Genomic DNA, 17,039 nt, shown 5'->3' with positions numbered 1-17,039 from the left:
AAAATGGAAAGCCATATTCAAATATTTGATACAACGTTAAGAGATGGAGAGCAAACACCTGGTGTGAATTTTTCATTTGATGAACGTTTAAGTATTGCTAAGCAACTTGAAAAATGGGGAGTCGATGTTATTGAAGCAGGCTTCCCCGCTTCAAGTACTGGAAGCTTTAAATCAGTAGAAGCAATCTCTAAAGCATTAACTACCACTGCAGTGTGTGGATTAGCAAGATGTAAAAAATCTGATATTGATGCAGTATATGAAGCAACAAAATGTGCTACTAAACCACGTGTTCATGTATTTATTGCTACTTCCCCTATCCATTTAGAGCATAAGCTAAAAATGACTCAAGAAGAAGTCTTAGAATCAATTAAAGAACATGTCAGTTATGCTAAATCATTATTCGATGTAGTACAATTCTCACCAGAAGATGCATCAAGAACAGATCAAGCATTCCTTATAAAATCTGTTCAAACAGCTGTTGATGCTGGAGCTACAATAATCAATATTCCAGATACTGTTGGATATAGCTATCCAAGTGAATATGGTGCCATTTTTAAATCTCTTATTACAAATGTTAAATCAGAAAAAGAAATTATTTATAGTGCACATTGTCATGATGATTTGGGTATGGCAGTAGCAAATAGCTTAGCTGCAATTGAAAATGGTGCGAAACGCATTGAAGGTACTGTAAATGGTATTGGTGAACGTGCAGGTAATACTGCATTAGAAGAAATTGCATTAGCACTATACGTTCGCAAAGATCATTATGGTATTGAAACAAAATTAAAATTAGAGCAAACTAAATTGACTTCAGAATTAATTTCTAGATATGCAGGCATTCGAGTTCCAAGAAATAAAGCAATTGTTGGTCAAAATGCTTTCAGTCATGAATCAGGTATTCATCAAGATGGTGTTCTTAAAAATCCTGAAACGTACGAAATCATGACGCCTCAACTTGTTGGAATAAGTAAAAATGAATTACCTTTAGGCAAACTTTCTGGTAAACATGCTTTTGCTGAAAAACTTAAAACGTTAGGTTATGACATTGAACCTAAACAACAAATCGAGTTATTCAAACAATTTAAAGCAGTAGCAGATAAGAAAAAATCAGTATCTGATCGAGATATTCATGCGATGATTCAAGGTTCTGAACATGAACAAAATGCAATTTATCAAGTAGAAACTTTACAATTACAATACGTTTCAAATGGTCTACAAAGTGCTGTTGTTGTCATTAAAGATAAAAAAGGTCATATTTATCAAGACTCAAGCATTGGTACAGGATCAATTGTTGCAATTTACAATGCTGTTGATCGTATTTTTAAAAAGGATAGTGAACTAATCGATTATAGAATTGATTCAGTTACTGAAGGTACAGATGCACAAGCTGAGGTTCATGTTGAGCTTGTTATTGAAAATCAACATGTTAATGGCATAGGTATCGATCATGATATACTTCAAGCTTCTTGTAAAGCATATGTGGAAGCTCATGCTAAATATATTGCCCAAGATTTAGAGAAAGTAGGTAATAAATAATGACATATAAAATTGTTGCTTTACCCGGAGATGGCATCGGTCCTGAAATTTTAAATGGAAGTTTGGAACTATTAGAAATAATAAGTAAGAAATACAATTTCACCTATAATTTAAAAAGTTATGATTTTGGAGGAGCCGCCATTGATACACATGGCACTCCCCTTCCTAATGAAACACTCTCTGCCTGTCAAGAAGCAGATGCGATTTTATTAGGAGCAGTTGGAGGACCAAAATGGACAGATCCTAATAATCGTCCAGAACAAGGATTATTAGCGTTACGTAAAAAGTTAGGCTTATTTGCTAATATTCGTCCTACTAAAGTGACTGAAGGTACCAGTCAATTTTCACCTTTAAAAGAAGCGCGTGTTAAACATACAGACCTAGTTATAGTTCGTGAATTAACGAGTGGCATTTATTTTGGTGAACCTAGACATATTAATCATTCTGAAGCATTAGATTCTCTTATTTATACTAAAGCTGAAATAGAACGTATTGCTAAAGTTGCATTTGAATTAGCACGTACTCGTAATAAAAAAGTAACTTCTGTAGATAAAGAGAATGTCCTTGCTTCAAGTAAACTTTGGAGAAAAACTGTTACTGAAGTAAGCAAGTCTTATCCGGACATCGAATTAAATCATTTACTCGTTGATGCGTGTAGTATGCATTTGATTACTCATCCTTCACAATTCGACGTCATTGTTACTGAAAATCTCTTTGGTGATATTTTAAGTGATGAAGCTTCAGTAATACCTGGTTCACTTGGTTTATCCCCTTCGGCAAGTTTTAGTGAACATGGTACTAGACTTTATGAACCTATTCATGGCTCAGCGCCTGACATTGCTAATCAAAATCTTGCTAATCCATTTGGAATGGTATTGTCACTAGCAATGTGTTTAAGAGAAAGTTTAAATCAAAGTGTAGCAGCAGAAGAATTAGAAGATGCTGTATATCATTTAATTAAAATTGGTAAAACAACAAAAGACCTTGGAGGACACTATAAAACTTCAGAAATCTTTGAGTTACTTAAAAAAAGTTATCAATAAAGGGAGGTACATAAATAATGGCTCAAACATTATTTGATAAAGTTTGGAATAAACATGTTTTAACTGGTAAAGAAGGCGAACCTCAACTCTTATACATAGATTTGCATCTTATACATGAAGTGACCTCTCCTCAAGCTTTTGAAGGATTAAGACTTCAAAAAAGACAACTTAGACGTCCAGATTTAACCTTTGCAACTCTTGATCATAATGTTCCTACAATCGATATATTTAATATTAGAGATGAAATTGCTAATAAACAGATTACGACCTTACAGAAAAATGCCAAAGATTTTGGGGTACATATTTTTGATATGGGTTCCGATGAGCAGGGTATCGTTCATATGGTAGGCCCTGAAACTGGATTAACACAACCAGGTAAGACAATCGTATGTGGTGACTCACATACAGCAACTCACGGGGCATTTGGTGCTATTGCTTTTGGCATTGGAACAAGTGAAGTAGAACATGTTTTTGCAACTCAAACATTATGGCAAACAAAACCTAAAAATCTTAAAATTGAAGTTTCTGGTAAATTACAACCTGGTGTGTATGCTAAAGATATTATTTTACATTTAATCAATCAATATGGTGTAGATTTCGGAACAGGCTATGCACTTGAGTTTACTGGAGAAACAATTCAATCACTATCCATGGAGGGTCGAATGACAATTTGTAACATGGCCATTGAAGGTGGAGCTAAATACGGTATTATTCAACCGGATGAAACTACATTTGAATATATCAAAGGTCGTCCATATGCACAAAATTTTAATCAATCTATTGGAGAATGGCAGAAACTATATTCAGATGAAAACGCTCATTTTGACAAAGTGATTACACTTGATGTAACAAATTTAGAACCTCAAGTAACATGGGGCACAAATCCAGAGATGGGTGTAAATTTTAGTTCTCCATTTCCAGAAATTCAAAATATTAATGATGAACGGGCATACAACTATATGGGACTGAAACCTGGTCAAAAAGCAGAAGATATCGATTTAGGTTATGTCTTTTTAGGTTCATGTACTAATGCTCGCCTATCAGATTTGATAGAAGCAAGCCATATCGTAAAAGGAAAAAAAGTACATCCTAAAATTACTGCTATTGTTGTTCCTGGCTCACGTACAGTAAAAAAAGAAGCAGAATCTCTTGGATTAGACAAAGTATTTAAAGAAGCAGGCTTTGAATGGAGAGAACCTGGATGTTCCATGTGCTTAGGAATGAATCCTGACCAAGTACCAGAAGGTGTCCATTGTGCCTCAACAAGTAATCGAAATTTTGAGGGTCGGCAAGGTAAAGGTGCACGTACACATCTTGTTTCTCCAGCCATGGCAGCAGCCGCAGCAATAAATGGTAAATTTGTTGACGTAAGAAAGGTGGTTGTATAAGTAATGGATATTCAGCCTATCACCCAATACACAGGTAAAGTAGTCCCTTTGTTTAACGATAATATTGATACAGATCAAATTATTCCAAAAGTTCATCTTAAACGAATTACTAAAACTGGTTTTGGACCCTTTGCTTTTGATGAATGGCGTTATTTACCTGATGGATCAGATAACCCAGATTTTAATCTAAACAAACCAAAATATAAAGGTGCTTCAATTCTTATTACTGGAGACAACTTTGGTTGTGGTTCAAGTCGTGAACATGCTGCTTGGGCTTTAAAAGATTTTGGCTTTAATATTATTATTGCTGGTGGTTTTAGCGATATCTTCTATATGAATTGTACAAAAAATGGAATGTTACCTATTGTTTTAAATGAACAATCTAGAAAATATCTAGCCAATCAAAATAATATAACGGTTGATTTACCAAATCAAACTGTGTCAGCAAATAATCAATCTTTCCACTTTGATATAGATGAAACTTGGAAAGATAAACTTATAAATGGATTAGATGATATTGCTATTACATTAAAATATGAAGAATTAATAGAGAAATATGAGAAAACAATGTAAGGATGATAACAAATGGTTTTAAAGACAACGGTAACAGCTACTGATGTAGACGAAGCTTATTTACGTATAAAAGATGTGGTGAAAGAAACACCATTACAATATGATCATTATCTTTCACAAAAATATAATTGTAATGTTTATTTAAAAAGAGAAGACTTGCAATGGGTACGCTCATTTAAATTGCGTGGTGCTTATAACGCTATTTCAGTATTAGACACACAAGCTAAATCAAAAGGTATTACTTGCGCAAGCGCTGGTAATCATGCCCAAGGAGTAGCTTATACTGCTAAAGCATTAAATTTAAAAGCTGTTATCTTTATGCCAGTGACAACCCCTCTTCAAAAAGTAAATCAAGTTAAATTCTTTGGTGCAGAAAATGTAGAAATCGTTCTAACTGGTGATACATTTGACGATTGTTTAAAAGAAGCTTTAGTTTATACAGATGAGCATCATATGACATTTATTGATCCATTCAACAATATTTATACTATCGCTGGTCAAGGGACATTAGCAAAAGAAATTTTATTAGAAGCAAAAAAAGAAATGATTCAATTTGATTATCTCTTTGCAGCTATTGGAGGCGGAGGTCTAATATCCGGTGTAAGTACATATATGCATGAACATAGTCCACATACACAAATCATTGGCGTCGAACCTGCCGGAGCAAGTAGTATGTATGAATCTGTAGTAGTTCAAAATAAAGTTGTAACTTTAGAACATATAGATAAATTTGTTGATGGCGCTTCAGTAGCCCGTGTTGGTGATATTACCTTTAATATTGTCAAACAATACGTCAACGACTACTTACAAATTGATGAAGGTGCAGTATGTTCTACAATTTTAGATATGTACTCTAAACAAGCAATAGTAGCAGAACCAGCAGGTGCATTAAGTGTATCAGCTCTTGAATTTTATAAAGACAATATTATAGGAAAAACTGTAGTATGCGTAGTCAGTGGTGGAAATAATGATATTAATCGTATGAAAGAAATTGAAGAACGTTCACTTTTATATGAAGAAATGAAACATTATTTCATTTTAAACTTCCCTCAACGTCCAGGAGCTTTAAAAGAATTTGTTAATGATGTTTTAGGTCCTCAAGATGATATTACTAAATTTGAATATCTAAAAAAAGCTTCTCAAAATACTGGTACTGTTATTATTGGCATTCAGTTAAATAATCATCAAGATTTAGAACAATTAAAACATAATGTCGATGAATTTGATCCATCAAATATTTATATTAATGAAAATAAAATGTTGTATTCATTATTAATTTGAGATAATATTAAAAACTTCTTCAGTATATTATTGAAGAAGTTTTATTATTTTTTTAGTTTAATACTTCCACTTCTCAATTCATTAGCTCCAAACACTTTCTATAAATTTCGACATAAAAAAAAGAGACCTCACAGTCTCAATATCGGGTCATCGCATCCATACAATGATTTGCCTGGCAACGTCCTACTCTAGCGGAACGTCAGTCCAACTACCATCGGCGCTAAGGAGCTTAACTTCTGTGTTCGGCATGGGAACAGGTGTGACCTCCTTGCCATTGTCACCAGACAAGTGAATGATTATACATTCAAAACTAGATAGTAAGTAAAGATTTGCGTCGCAAAACTTGAAAAAATTGATTAAGTCTTCGATCGATTAGTATTCGTCAGCTCCACGTGTCACCACGCTTCCACCTCGAACCTATTAACCTCATCATCTCTGAGGGATCTTATAACCGAAGTTGGGAAATCTCATCTTGAGGGGGGCTTCATGCTTAGATGCTTTCAGCACTTATCCCGTCCATACATAGCTACCCAGCTATGCCGTTGGCACGACAACTGGTACACCAGAGGTATGTCCATCCCGGTCCTCTCGTACTAAGGACAGCTCCTCTCAAATTTCCTACGCCCACGACGGATAGGGACCGAACTGTCTCACGACGTTCTGAACCCAGCTCGCGTACCGCTTTAATGGGCGAACAGCCCAACCCTTGGGACCGACTACAGCCCCAGGATGCGATGAGCCGACATCGAGGTGCCAAACCTCCCCGTCGATGTGAACTCTTGGGGGAGATAAGCCTGTTATCCCCGGGGTAGCTTTTATCCGTTGAGCGATGGCCCTTCCATGCGGAACCACCGGATCACTAAGTCCGTCTTTCGACCCTGCTCGACTTGTAGGTCTCGCAGTCAAGCTCCCTTATGCCTTTACACTCTATGAATGATTTCCAACCATTCTGAGGGAACCTTTGAGCGCCTCCGTTACCTTTTAGGAGGCGACCGCCCCAGTCAAACTGCCCGCCTGACACTGTCTCCCACCACGATAAGTGGTGCGGGTTAGAAAGCCAACACAGCTAGGGTAGTATCCCACCAACGCCTCCACGTAAGCTAGCGCTCACGTTTCAAAGGCTCCTACCTATCCTGTACAAGCTGTGCCGAATTTCAATATCAGGCTACAGTAAAGCTCCACGGGGTCTTTCCGTCCTGTCGCGGGTAACCTGCATCTTCACAGGTACTATGATTTCACCGAGTCTCTCGTTGAGACAGTGCCCAAATCGTTACGCCTTTCGTGCGGGTCGGAACTTACCCGACAAGGAATTTCGCTACCTTAGGACCGTTATAGTTACGGCCGCCGTTTACTGGGGCTTCGATTCGTAGCTTCGCAGAAGCTAACCACTCCTCTTAACCTTCCAGCACCGGGCAGGCGTCAGCCCCTATACATCACCTTACGGTTTAGCAGAGACCTGTGTTTTTGATAAACAGTCGCTTGGGCCTATTCACTGCGGCTCTTCTGGGCTTGCACCCTAAAGAGCACCCCTTCTCCCGAAGTTACGGGGTCATTTTGCCGAGTTCCTTAACGAGAGTTCGCTCGCTCACCTTAGAATTCTCATCTTGACTACCTGTGTCGGTTTGCGGTACGGGCACCTAATCTCTATCTAGAGGCTTTTCTCGGCAGTGTGAAATCAACGACTCGAGGAAACAATTTCCTCTCCCCATCACAGCTCAATCTTAAGAGTGCCGGATTTGCCTAACACTCAATCTCACTGCTTAGACGTACAATCCAATCGTACGCTTCGCCTATCCTACTGCGTCCCCCCATCGATTAAAACGATTATAGGTGGTACAGGAATATCAACCTGTTATCCATCGCCTACGCCTGTCGGCCTCAGCTTAGGACCCGACTAACCCAGAGCGGACGAGCCTTCCTCTGGAAACCTTAGTCAATCGGTGGACGGGATTCTCACCCGTCTTTCGCTACTCACACCGGCATTCTCACTTCTAAGCGCTCCACATGTCCTTGCGATCATGCTTCAACGCCCTTAGAACGCTCTCCTACCATTGTCCAAAGGACAATCCACAGCTTCGGTAATATGTTTAGCCCCGGTACATTTTCGGCGCAGTGTCACTCGACTAGTGAGCTATTACGCACTCTTTAAATGATGGCTGCTTCTAAGCCAACATCCTAGTTGTCTGGGCAACGCCACATCCTTTTCCACTTAACATATATTTTGGGACCTTAGCTGGTGGTCTGGGCTGTTTCCCTTTCGAACACGGACCTTATCACCCATGTTCTGACTCCCAAGTTAAATTAATTGGCATTCGGAGTTTGTCTGAATTCGGTAACCCGAGAGGGGCCCCTCGTCCAAACAGTGCTCTACCTCCAATAATCATCACTTGAGGCTAGCCCTAAAGCTATTTCGGAGAGAACCAGCTATCTCCAAGTTCGATTGGAATTTCTCCGCTACCCACAGTTCATCCGCTCACTTTTCAACGTAAGTCGGTTCGGTCCTCCATTCAGTGTTACCTGAACTTCAACCTGACCATGGGTAGATCACCTGGTTTCGGGTCTACGACCAAATACTACACGCCCTATTCAGACTCGCTTTCGCTACGGCTCCACATTTTCTGCTTAACCTTGCATCAGATCGTAACTCGCCGGTTCATTCTACAAAAGGCACGCCATCACCCATTAACGGGCTCTGACTACTTGTAAGCACACGGTTTCAAGTTCTCTTTCACTCCCCTTCCGGGGTACTTTTCACCTTTCCCTCACGGTACTGGTTCACTATCGGTCACTAGAGAGTATTTAGCCTTAGGAGATGGTCCTCCCAGATTCCGACGGAATTTCACGTGCTCCGTCGTACTCAGGATCCACTCAAGAGAGAATATATTTTCAACTACAGGATTATTACCTTCTTTGATTCAACTTTCCAGATGATTCGTTTAATATATTCCTTTGTAACTCCGTATAGAGTGTCCTACAACCCCAATAAGCAAGCTTATTGGTTTGGGCTCTTCCCGTTTCGCTCGCCGCTACTCAGGGAATCGAATTTTCTTTCTCTTCCTCCGGGTACTAAGATGTTTCAGTTCTCCGGGTCTGCCTTCTGACAAGCTATGAATTCACTTGTCGATAACACAACATAACTTGTGCTGGGTTTCCCCATTCGGAAATCTCTGGATCAACGCTTACTTACAGCTACCCAAAGCATATCGTCGTTAGTAACGTCCTTCATCGGCTTCTAGTGCCAAGGCATCCACCGTGCGCCCTTAATAACTTAATCTAATATAGTTATTAATCTGTGAGTGTTCTTTCGAACACTAGCGATTATTTTTTATGAATTCAAGCTTATTTAAAACTCTATTCACTCGGTTTTGCTTGGTAAAATCTATTTACTTACTTATCTAGTTTTCAATGTACAATGTCATTAATTAATAATCACATCTAAGTATTATAACAAAATATAATAGTAAATGCAATATTTAATTAAATATGAATGTTTTAACATAAACATTCAAAACTGAATACAATATGTCACGTTATTCCGTATCATCTCTACGAGATGTTCCGAATATATCCTTAGAAAGGAGGTGATCCAGCCGCACCTTCCGATACGGCTACCTTGTTACGACTTCACCCCAATCATTTGTCCCACCTTCGACGGCTAGCTCCAAATGGTTACTCCACCGGCTTCGGGTGTTACAAACTCTCGTGGTGTGACGGGCGGTGTGTACAAGACCCGGGAACGTATTCACCGTAGCATGCTGATCTACGATTACTAGCGATTCCAGCTTCATGTAGTCGAGTTGCAGACTACAATCCGAACTGAGAACAACTTTATGGGATTTGCTTGACCTCGCGGTTTCGCTGCCCTTTGTATTGTCCATTGTAGCACGTGTGTAGCCCAAATCATAAGGGGCATGATGATTTGACGTCATCCCCACCTTCCTCCGGTTTGTCACCGGCAGTCAACTTAGAGTGCCCAACTTAATGATGGCAACTAAGCTTAAGGGTTGCGCTCGTTGCGGGACTTAACCCAACATCTCACGACACGAGCTGACGACAACCATGCACCACCTGTCACTTTGTCCCCCGAAGGGGAAACTTCTATCTCTAGAAGGGTCAAAGGATGTCAAGATTTGGTAAGGTTCTTCGCGTTGCTTCGAATTAAACCACATGCTCCACCGCTTGTGCGGGTCCCCGTCAATTCCTTTGAGTTTCAACCTTGCGGTCGTACTCCCCAGGCGGAGTGCTTAATGCGTTAGCTGCAGCACTAAGGGGCGGAAACCCCCTAACACTTAGCACTCATCGTTTACGGCGTGGACTACCAGGGTATCTAATCCTGTTTGATCCCCACGCTTTCGCACATCAGCGTCAGTTACAGACCAGAAAGTCGCCTTCGCCACTGGTGTTCCTCCATATCTCTGCGCATTTCACCGCTACACATGGAATTCCACTTTCCTCTTCTGCACTCAAGTTTTCCAGTTTCCAATGACCCTCCACGGTTGAGCCGTGGGCTTTCACATCAGACTTAAAAAACCGCCTACGCGCGCTTTACGCCCAATAATTCCGGATAACGCTTGCCACCTACGTATTACCGCGGCTGCTGGCACGTAGTTAGCCGTGGCTTTCTGATTAGGTACCGTCAAGACGTGCACAGTTACTTACACGTTTGTTCTTCCCTAATAACAGAGTTTTACGATCCGAAGACCTTCATCACTCACGCGGCGTTGCTCCGTCAGGCTTTCGCCCATTGCGGAAGATTCCCTACTGCTGCCTCCCGTAGGAGTCTGGACCGTGTCTCAGTTCCAGTGTGGCCGATCACCCTCTCAGGTCGGCTACGTATCGTTGCCTTGGTAAGCCGTTACCTTACCAACTAGCTAATACGGCGCAGGTCCATCTATAAGTGATAGCAGAGCCATCTTTCACTATCGAACCATGCGGTTCGAAATATTATCCGGTATTAGCTCCGGTTTCCCGAAGTTATCCCAGTCTTATAGGTAGGTTACCCACGTGTTACTCACCCGTCCGCCGCTAACGTCAAAGGAGCAAGCTCCTCGTCTGTTCGCTCGACTTGCATGTATTAGGCACGCCGCCAGCGTTCATCCTGAGCCAGGATCAAACTCTCCATAAAAATTTATGATGTTTGATTAGCTCATAATACTAAATAGTGTTTGTAACATTTAAGTTACTTTATTGGAATTAACGTTGACATATTGTCATTCAGTTTTCAATGTTCATTTGAAATTTGTAATGGAGCGGGTGATGGGAATCGAACCCACAACATCAGCTTGGAAGGCTGAGGTTTTGCCATTAAACTACACCCGCAGTATATAATAATTGAAATTGATTTGGTGCGGCCGAGAGGACTTGAACCTCCACGGGATTTCTCCCACTAGGCCCTCAACCTAGCGCGTCTGCCATTCCGCCACGACCGCTGGCAAAACGCAATAATTTATTAATTATCGAGAACATTATTTATTGTAAATGATTTGTAATAAAAAGTCAATAAGTTTTTAATATTATTTTAAATAAATTTACTATTTTTTAATATTTACCTCATTCATTAATACAACGATAACTATAATACATACTTTTTTAACATAAGTCAATAGTTTTTATTAAAAAATTTAAAAACCTACAATATTGTAGGTTTTTAAAGGACATTGTTATATTAGTAATATCTTATTTGTTCATATTTAAATTTATTTATAAATACATCTTTAATTTCAATTTACTTCCACATTTACCACATCTCATTTTATCAATATTAACTTTTCTAATCCTTAGATACGTAGTCTTACATTTACAACATTGATATATATAATTTGCTCTTTCTTCATAGCTTTGAATCGGCTGACAAAATCTTGGAGCTTGAACTTTATTGCTTAACATTTTAAAGTCATGGTCCTTGTGTTGATAACCTTTTCCGGATAAATGTAAATGATAATGACATAGTTCATGCTTTATGATATTTATTAAAGCATCTTTTCCAAAACAAGAAAATTGCTTCGGATTAATCTCAATATGATGTGTAGATAATACATATCGTCCGCCTGTTGTTCGTAATCGAGAATTAAAATAAGCTTTATGTTTAAAAGGTTGGTTAAAATGATCAAGCGAAGTTGTTTCCACTAACTTTTGAAGCATTTTATTATTCATTAGGATTAATCATAGTCAATGATACTTTTTCTTTATTTTTATCAATATTTAAAATCCAAACATCAACTATATCTCCTACACTAATAATATCCATAGGATTTTTAACATATTTCTTTGATAATTTTGAAATGTGAACTAAACCATCTTGTTTAACACCTATATCTACAAATGCTCCAAAATCTACTACATTTCTAACTGTTCCACTTAACTTCATACCTTTAGACAAGTCTTCGATTGATAATATATCAGATTTTAACTGTGGAGTTTCGTAGCTATCACGAGGATCACGATTTGGCGTTTTAAGAGATTTTACAATATCTTCTAGTGTTGGTTTGCCTATTCCAATTTCATTTGATTTTTCTTCAATATTAATATCACTAAGTGTTTGTTTAAGTTTATCTGAACCTAAATCATCAATTGATAGCTGTAAACTTTCTAAAAACTGATATGTTGCTTGATAACTTTCTGGATGGATAGATGTATTATCTAATGGTTCTTTACCATTAACAATTCTTAAAAATCCGATACTTTGTTCAAACGTTTTACTACCTAAACGTTTTACTTTGCTTATTTCAGAATGATGCTTTATGGATCCATTTTCTTCACGATAATCAATTATATTTTGAGCAATGGTACTTGATAATCCCGAAACATATTGCAGTAAAGATTTTGAAGCGGTATTTACATCTACACCTACTTGGTTAACTGCAGTTTCTACGACAAATGTGAGCGCTTGTTCAAGTTCTTTTTGGTTTACATCATGTTGATACTGTCCTACTCCAATAGATTTAGGATCAATTTTTACTAATTCACTAAGTGGATCTTGCACACGTCTACCAATAGACACTGCACTTCGTTCTTCAACTTGAAACTCTGGAAATTCATTTCTTGCTATTTCAGAGGCAGAATATACAGAAGCCCCTGCTTCATTTACAATAATAAATTGAGCATTTAGTTGATATTTTTTTATTACATTTGCTACAAATTGTTCTGTTTCACGACTTGCTGTACCATTACCAATTGCAATTAATTCAACATTATTTTCAGTTATCATTCTAACTAATTCTTTTTCTGCCAATTCTATTTTAGATTTTGGAGGATGAGGATATATAACACTTTTAGCAATAAATGTTCCAAAAGGATTGATAACAGCTAATTTGCATCCAGTTCTAAATGCTGGATCGATACCTAAAATTTGTTTACCTTTCATAGGAGGCTGTAATAATAAATGTTTTAAATTTTCACTAAACACTTCTATAGCGTGATGCTCTGCTTTTTCAGTTAAATCATTTCGAATTTCTCTTTCAATTGAAGGCATGATTAAACGTTTTAAACTGTCTTTAACTGCAGACTCAATATATTCAACTAGTTGATGAGCTTTTTTTACTTCTTGCGATTGTATAAATGTTTCTATTGAAGTAGTATCAAATTCAATTTTAATTGACAATACTTTTTCTTTTTCTCCACGATTCATTGCTAAAATTCGGTGATTAGCTATTCTTTTTATAGGCTCAGAATAATCATAATACATACTAAATATCTCTTTTTCATCATTTGCTTGTTTTTTCTTTGTTGTCACAATCTTTCCTTGATAATAAACGTCTTTAAGTAAACGTTGTCGATACTTAGGATTATCCGAAATACGTTCAGCAATAATATCTTGAGCACCTTGAATTGCCTCATCAACTGTTTTAACTTCTTCACTTAAATATTTTCTAGCTTCTTCATGTACATTCATACTTTGTCCTTCTATTAAAAAGTGAGCTAATGGTGCTAATCCTTTTCGTTTTGCTTCAGTTGCTCTAGTTTTCTTTTTTTGTTTAAAAGGACGATATAAATCTTCTACACGTTGTAATTTTGTTTGCTGAAGAATGTCTTGCTTTAATTCATTAGTAAGTAAACCTTGTTGTTCAATATTATGTATAACTTCTTCTTTACGTTTTTGAAGATGCGCTACATATTGATATTCATCAGATATTTGTTTAATTTGAACTTCATCTAAACCACCAGTTGCTTCTTTTCGATATCTTGCAATAAAAGGTACTGTGTTATTTTCCTCTAATAGATTTAATACAGCTATGACTTGTTTTTCTAAAAATTGATATTTTTTTACAATATCATTAATTAATGTCTTTTCCATGTTATAACCACTCTTTGTATATAAATTCTATTTAATTTTAACATATCTTTATTTTTACAATACATTTTCTAACAATAAAAGGAGCGACATAGAATTCAATATGAACTCATTGGTCGCTCCTCAATTTCATTGCCTAGCAGCTTGTTGTAATTTTCGTATTGCAGTTCGTTGTAATCTAGATACATGCATTTGACTAAGTCCAATACGTTCACCAGTTTCCTTTTGACTTAATCCTTCAATGAAAGTACATTGAATAATTTCTCTTTCTCTATCAGATAAGATTGGTAAAATACGTTCAAGAATCATTCGTTTTTCAGTAAGGTCGTAATTATCATCTTGTTGACCCATAATATCTAACAATGTAACTGTAGAACCATCCTTATCTGCTTCAATTGAATGATCTACGCTAAGTGCGTTATAGCTTTGACCCATTTCCATGGCTTCTAACACTTCTTCTTCATTTACTTCTAAACGGTTCGCAATTTCTAAAATTGAAGGAGAACGTCCGAGTTCATTCGTAAGTTCATCGCCCACTTTTTTTATTCTTGGACCAATTTCTTTAATTCTTCTAGGAACATGAACGCTCCATGTCTTATCTCGTAAATATCTTTTAATCTCACCAATAACAGTTGGCACTAAGAATGCTTCAAATTTGCGATCGAAAGATATATCAAATCTGTTAATAGCACCTATTAAACCAACCATACCCACTTGAACTAAATCTTCATGATGTGATTGTCCTTTTGAATACTTATATGCTAATGATTCAATTAGTTTGCGATAATGTTTAACTAATTTATCTTGCGCATGAGGATTTATATTGTCTTGGTGTTCTTTAATCCATTGGTTAATTTGTTCAGGTGATATCTCATTAACTGATTTCGACTCTTTCGTCATTATTTGGCACCTGCTCTTTTTTTATATACTTAATCATACTAATTGTTACACCAGACTCTTTTGAAACTTTTACTTCATCCATTAATGATTCAATCAAAAATAGACCTAGTCCACCTTCACGTAAGAAGTCGATATTTTCGTTTTCTTGGTAAGGTCCTAATTTTGATTTTGTAGATTCGTAGTCAAAACTTTCACCTTGATCTGAAATAATAATCTTAATTTTGTCATCAAATAATTCAAAACAAATATTAATCATACCATTTTGTTCACTATGTTTATATGCATGTTTGACAGCATTAGTAACCGCTTCACTTACTGCAATTTTTGAATCTTCAATGTCATCGTATGAAGCACCTACTCTTGTAAATACCCCTGATAAAGTAAGGCGAATTAAACTTACATATTCTGCTGAGGCAGGTAACTTCATTTCAATATAATCATTTTTGAGTGACAAATTACTCTACCTCCGTTCCTTCATTAACGTGCATTAAATCTTTTAAACCCGTAATATCAAATAATCTACTAATTCTATCTGTGACACCTAAAATATATAATTCTTTATCATTTTGATTTAGAGCCTTTAATGTTCCTACAAATAAGCCTAAACCCGTTGAATCCATATAACTTACATTTGCTAAGTTCACGTGAATGTCATGATTTCCTTCTTGGCGCATAGGCACAAGTACTTCTTCTAACTCAGGTACTGTATATACGTCTAACTCTCCACCAACAATAACTTCATAATAATCATCATGGGTTATCGTTTCTATATTAAGATTCATTTACTTACACTCCTAATCTTTTTCGATATGTATACTATAGCAACTATACCCATTATTATTATAATATAATCAAAAAATTAAATAATTAATTCACTCTTTTTATTATTAAAATTGTCATGTCATCTCTTTTTTGCGTATTTTGTATTTTTAAAATGGCTTCATATAAGATTTGAACAATATCTTGGGGATGCATATGCTTATATTTTCTAATTAAATTAAGAACAGTATCTTTTGCAATAAACTCCCCTTTTTTATTTCTAGCTTCTGTTACACCATCAGTAAAAATAATAATTAAATCATCTAAATATATTGGAATTTCTTGTTGACTATATCGCGTATGTTGACTTACACCAAGTACTCTTCCTCGAACTTCAATTTCTTCAAATGTTTCAGTTTCAGCTCTATAAATGTATCCTGGTTCATGACCTGCTGAACTACAATATAATAAATGATTCATTTCTTCATATAGTCCATAAAACATCGTGACGAACATATTTTGATTAACATTTTTTTCTACCACACGATTGAGTCGTTTTAAACCATCACTTGGTAATTGTGAATGACCATATGAATCCATTCCAAATTTAATCATACTCATTGCTAATGCTGCTGGAATACCTTTCCCTATAACATCTGCTACAGCAAAACTCATCGTACCATCTCTATGATCAATTAAATTAAAATAGTCCCCGCTTACTTTTTGAGCAGCTACTGAAATAACACCTATTTGTATACTATCAAACTGTGGAATATCTGTTTTTAACATCGTTTGTTGAAGTCTAGAGGCTAAGTCAATTTCTTTATCGTGGAATTGCATTTTATCAACTAAATTTTGATAATCTCTATAGCTATATCCAAAACCTTTTACTACTTCTTCTAATACATCTAATGTATCTAAGATTTGAGATGTTTTTAAATTTAAAGAAGCAATATACGTTTTATGTAAATCAACAACATCCTCTGGTAGAATATCCTTTTTGATTACTTCTTCAGTGAATTCATCGCACTTCTTTAAAAATTGTTCTTTATTTTTAGTAACCAAACTCTCATCTATAAGTTGCTTATAGTTTTTTTTAAATTCTTCCACGAATTTTGCCTCCTTACTTCATAGCTGATTAAAACATTTTTAAATATTGTCTGACACAATACAACATTTTAAATTTATTCATTAATGCTAAATGTATATTATTCTAAAAGAACTCTTCTACTTAAAAAGGGAGCAAGACAGTATTCATTTTGTGAATAT

General features: G+C 36.5%; 11 protein-coding genes, 2 tRNA genes and 3 rRNA genes. 5 read left to right on the top strand and 11 right to left on the bottom strand.

Annotated features, from left to right (window positions below):
* Nucleotides 1–3 precede the first annotated feature (3 nt).
* Genes NST64_RS04210 through ilvA form a run of 5 tightly spaced genes read left to right on the top strand, consistent with a single transcriptional unit; the run spans nucleotide 4 to nucleotide 5,821 of the window.
* The gene (locus tag NST64_RS04210) at nucleotides 4–1,536 is read left to right on the top strand and encodes a 2-isopropylmalate synthase (protein ID WP_002455078.1); all 1,533 of its coding nucleotides are present in this window, start codon (nucleotides 4–6) and stop codon (nucleotides 1,534–1,536) included.
* Complete coding sequence (leuB, locus tag NST64_RS04205) at nucleotides 1,536–2,579, top strand: 3-isopropylmalate dehydrogenase (protein ID WP_002448270.1); 1,044 nt, start codon at nucleotides 1,536–1,538, stop codon at nucleotides 2,577–2,579. Before NST64_RS04210 ends, leuB begins: the two co-directional genes overlap by 1 nt.
* 17 nt (nucleotides 2,580–2,596) lie before the next feature.
* A complete protein-coding gene (gene leuC / locus NST64_RS04200; RefSeq protein ID WP_002448264.1) occupies nucleotides 2,597–3,967 on the top strand; it encodes a 3-isopropylmalate dehydratase large subunit in 1,371 nt (456 codons plus the stop codon).
* A gap of 3 nt (nucleotides 3,968–3,970) precedes the next feature.
* Nucleotides 3,971–4,540: a 3-isopropylmalate dehydratase small subunit gene (gene leuD, locus NST64_RS04195; RefSeq protein ID WP_002448274.1), complete on the top strand. Its 570-nt coding sequence runs from the start codon at nucleotides 3,971–3,973 to the stop codon at nucleotides 4,538–4,540.
* A gap of 12 nt (nucleotides 4,541–4,552) precedes the next feature.
* Nucleotides 4,553–5,821: a threonine ammonia-lyase IlvA gene (gene ilvA, locus NST64_RS04190; protein WP_002448279.1), complete on the top strand. Its 1,269-nt coding sequence runs from the start codon at nucleotides 4,553–4,555 to the stop codon at nucleotides 5,819–5,821.
* Between the two features lie 170 nt (nucleotides 5,822–5,991).
* On the opposite strand, the gene rrf is transcribed toward ilvA, so the two are convergent.
* From rrf to NST64_RS04135, 11 genes are all read right to left on the bottom strand, one after another.
* Nucleotides 5,992–6,106, bottom strand: a 5S ribosomal RNA gene (gene rrf, locus NST64_RS04185).
* Nucleotides 6,107–6,173: 67 nt separating this feature from the next.
* A 23S ribosomal RNA gene (locus tag NST64_RS04180) occupies nucleotides 6,174–9,095 on the bottom strand.
* Nucleotides 9,096–9,395: 300 nt separating this feature from the next.
* A 16S ribosomal RNA gene (locus tag NST64_RS04175) occupies nucleotides 9,396–10,946 on the bottom strand.
* The 16S, 23S and 5S rRNA genes sit together here with 2 tRNA genes alongside, the layout of an rRNA operon.
* A 120-nt stretch (nucleotides 10,947–11,066) precedes the next feature.
* Nucleotides 11,067–11,140 (bottom strand) — tRNA-Gly (locus NST64_RS04170).
* 24 nt (nucleotides 11,141–11,164) lie between these two features.
* Nucleotides 11,165–11,250: transfer RNA gene (locus tag NST64_RS04165), tRNA-Leu, on the bottom strand.
* Between the two features lie 271 nt (nucleotides 11,251–11,521).
* Nucleotides 11,522–11,974, bottom strand: coding sequence for a SprT family protein (locus NST64_RS04160; protein WP_019835624.1), 453 nt, complete (start codon nucleotides 11,972–11,974; stop codon nucleotides 11,522–11,524).
* Nucleotides 11,967–14,114, bottom strand: a complete 2,148-nt coding sequence (locus NST64_RS04155; RefSeq protein WP_107632476.1) for a Tex family protein — start codon at nucleotides 14,112–14,114, stop codon at nucleotides 11,967–11,969. Before NST64_RS04155 ends, NST64_RS04160 begins: the two co-directional genes overlap by 8 nt.
* A 126-nt stretch (nucleotides 14,115–14,240) precedes the next feature.
* Nucleotides 14,241–15,011, bottom strand: coding sequence for an RNA polymerase sigma factor SigB (sigB, locus tag NST64_RS04150; RefSeq protein ID WP_002455074.1), 771 nt, complete (start codon nucleotides 15,009–15,011; stop codon nucleotides 14,241–14,243).
* A complete protein-coding gene (rsbW, locus tag NST64_RS04145) occupies nucleotides 14,986–15,438 on the bottom strand; it encodes an anti-sigma B factor RsbW (protein ID WP_241961019.1) in 453 nt (150 codons plus the stop codon). Before rsbW ends, sigB begins: the two co-directional genes overlap by 26 nt.
* Before the next feature lie 28 nt (nucleotides 15,439–15,466).
* Entirely contained in the window at nucleotides 15,467–15,793 is a 327-nt protein-coding gene (locus NST64_RS04140; RefSeq protein ID WP_002448686.1) for an anti-sigma factor antagonist, read from the bottom strand.
* A gap of 85 nt (nucleotides 15,794–15,878) precedes the next feature.
* Nucleotides 15,879–16,880, bottom strand: a complete 1,002-nt coding sequence (locus tag NST64_RS04135; protein WP_002448679.1) for a SpoIIE family protein phosphatase — start codon at nucleotides 16,878–16,880, stop codon at nucleotides 15,879–15,881.
* Between the last annotated feature and the right edge of the window lie 159 nt (nucleotides 16,881–17,039).

Origin of the sequence: Staphylococcus sp. FSL W8-1268 (genome assembly GCF_038003965.1) — a bacterium.
Classification (GTDB): Bacteria; Bacillota; Bacilli; order Staphylococcales; family Staphylococcaceae; genus Staphylococcus; species Staphylococcus hominis.
Note: the sequence above shows the minus strand (reverse complement) of the source record. Positions and strands in the feature narration are given on the sequence as shown.

Bases quoted from the DNA above. Each gene is read 5' to 3' on its own strand.
- NST64_RS04155 (WP_107632476.1), bottom strand. From the start codon at position 14,114: ATGGAAAAGACATTAATTAATGATATTGTAAAAAAATATCAATTTTTA.
- leuB (WP_002448270.1), top strand. From the start codon at position 1,536: ATGACATATAAAATTGTTGCTTTACCCGGAGATGGCATCGGTCCTGAA.
- sigB (WP_002455074.1), bottom strand. From the start codon at position 15,011: ATGACGAAAGAGTCGAAATCAGTTAATGAGATATCACCTGAACAAATT.
- leuC (WP_002448264.1), top strand. From the start codon at position 2,597: ATGGCTCAAACATTATTTGATAAAGTTTGGAATAAACATGTTTTAACT.
- NST64_RS04160 (WP_019835624.1), bottom strand. From the start codon at position 11,974: ATGAATAATAAAATGCTTCAAAAGTTAGTGGAAACAACTTCGCTTGAT.
- leuD (WP_002448274.1), top strand. From the start codon at position 3,971: ATGGATATTCAGCCTATCACCCAATACACAGGTAAAGTAGTCCCTTTG.
- NST64_RS04210 (WP_002455078.1), top strand. From the start codon at position 4: ATGGAAAGCCATATTCAAATATTTGATACAACGTTAAGAGATGGAGAG.
- NST64_RS04140 (WP_002448686.1), bottom strand. From the start codon at position 15,793: ATGAATCTTAATATAGAAACGATAACCCATGATGATTATTATGAAGTT.
- ilvA (WP_002448279.1), top strand. From the start codon at position 4,553: ATGGTTTTAAAGACAACGGTAACAGCTACTGATGTAGACGAAGCTTAT.
- rsbW (WP_241961019.1), bottom strand. From the start codon at position 15,438: ATGAAGTTACCTGCCTCAGCAGAATATGTAAGTTTAATTCGCCTTACT.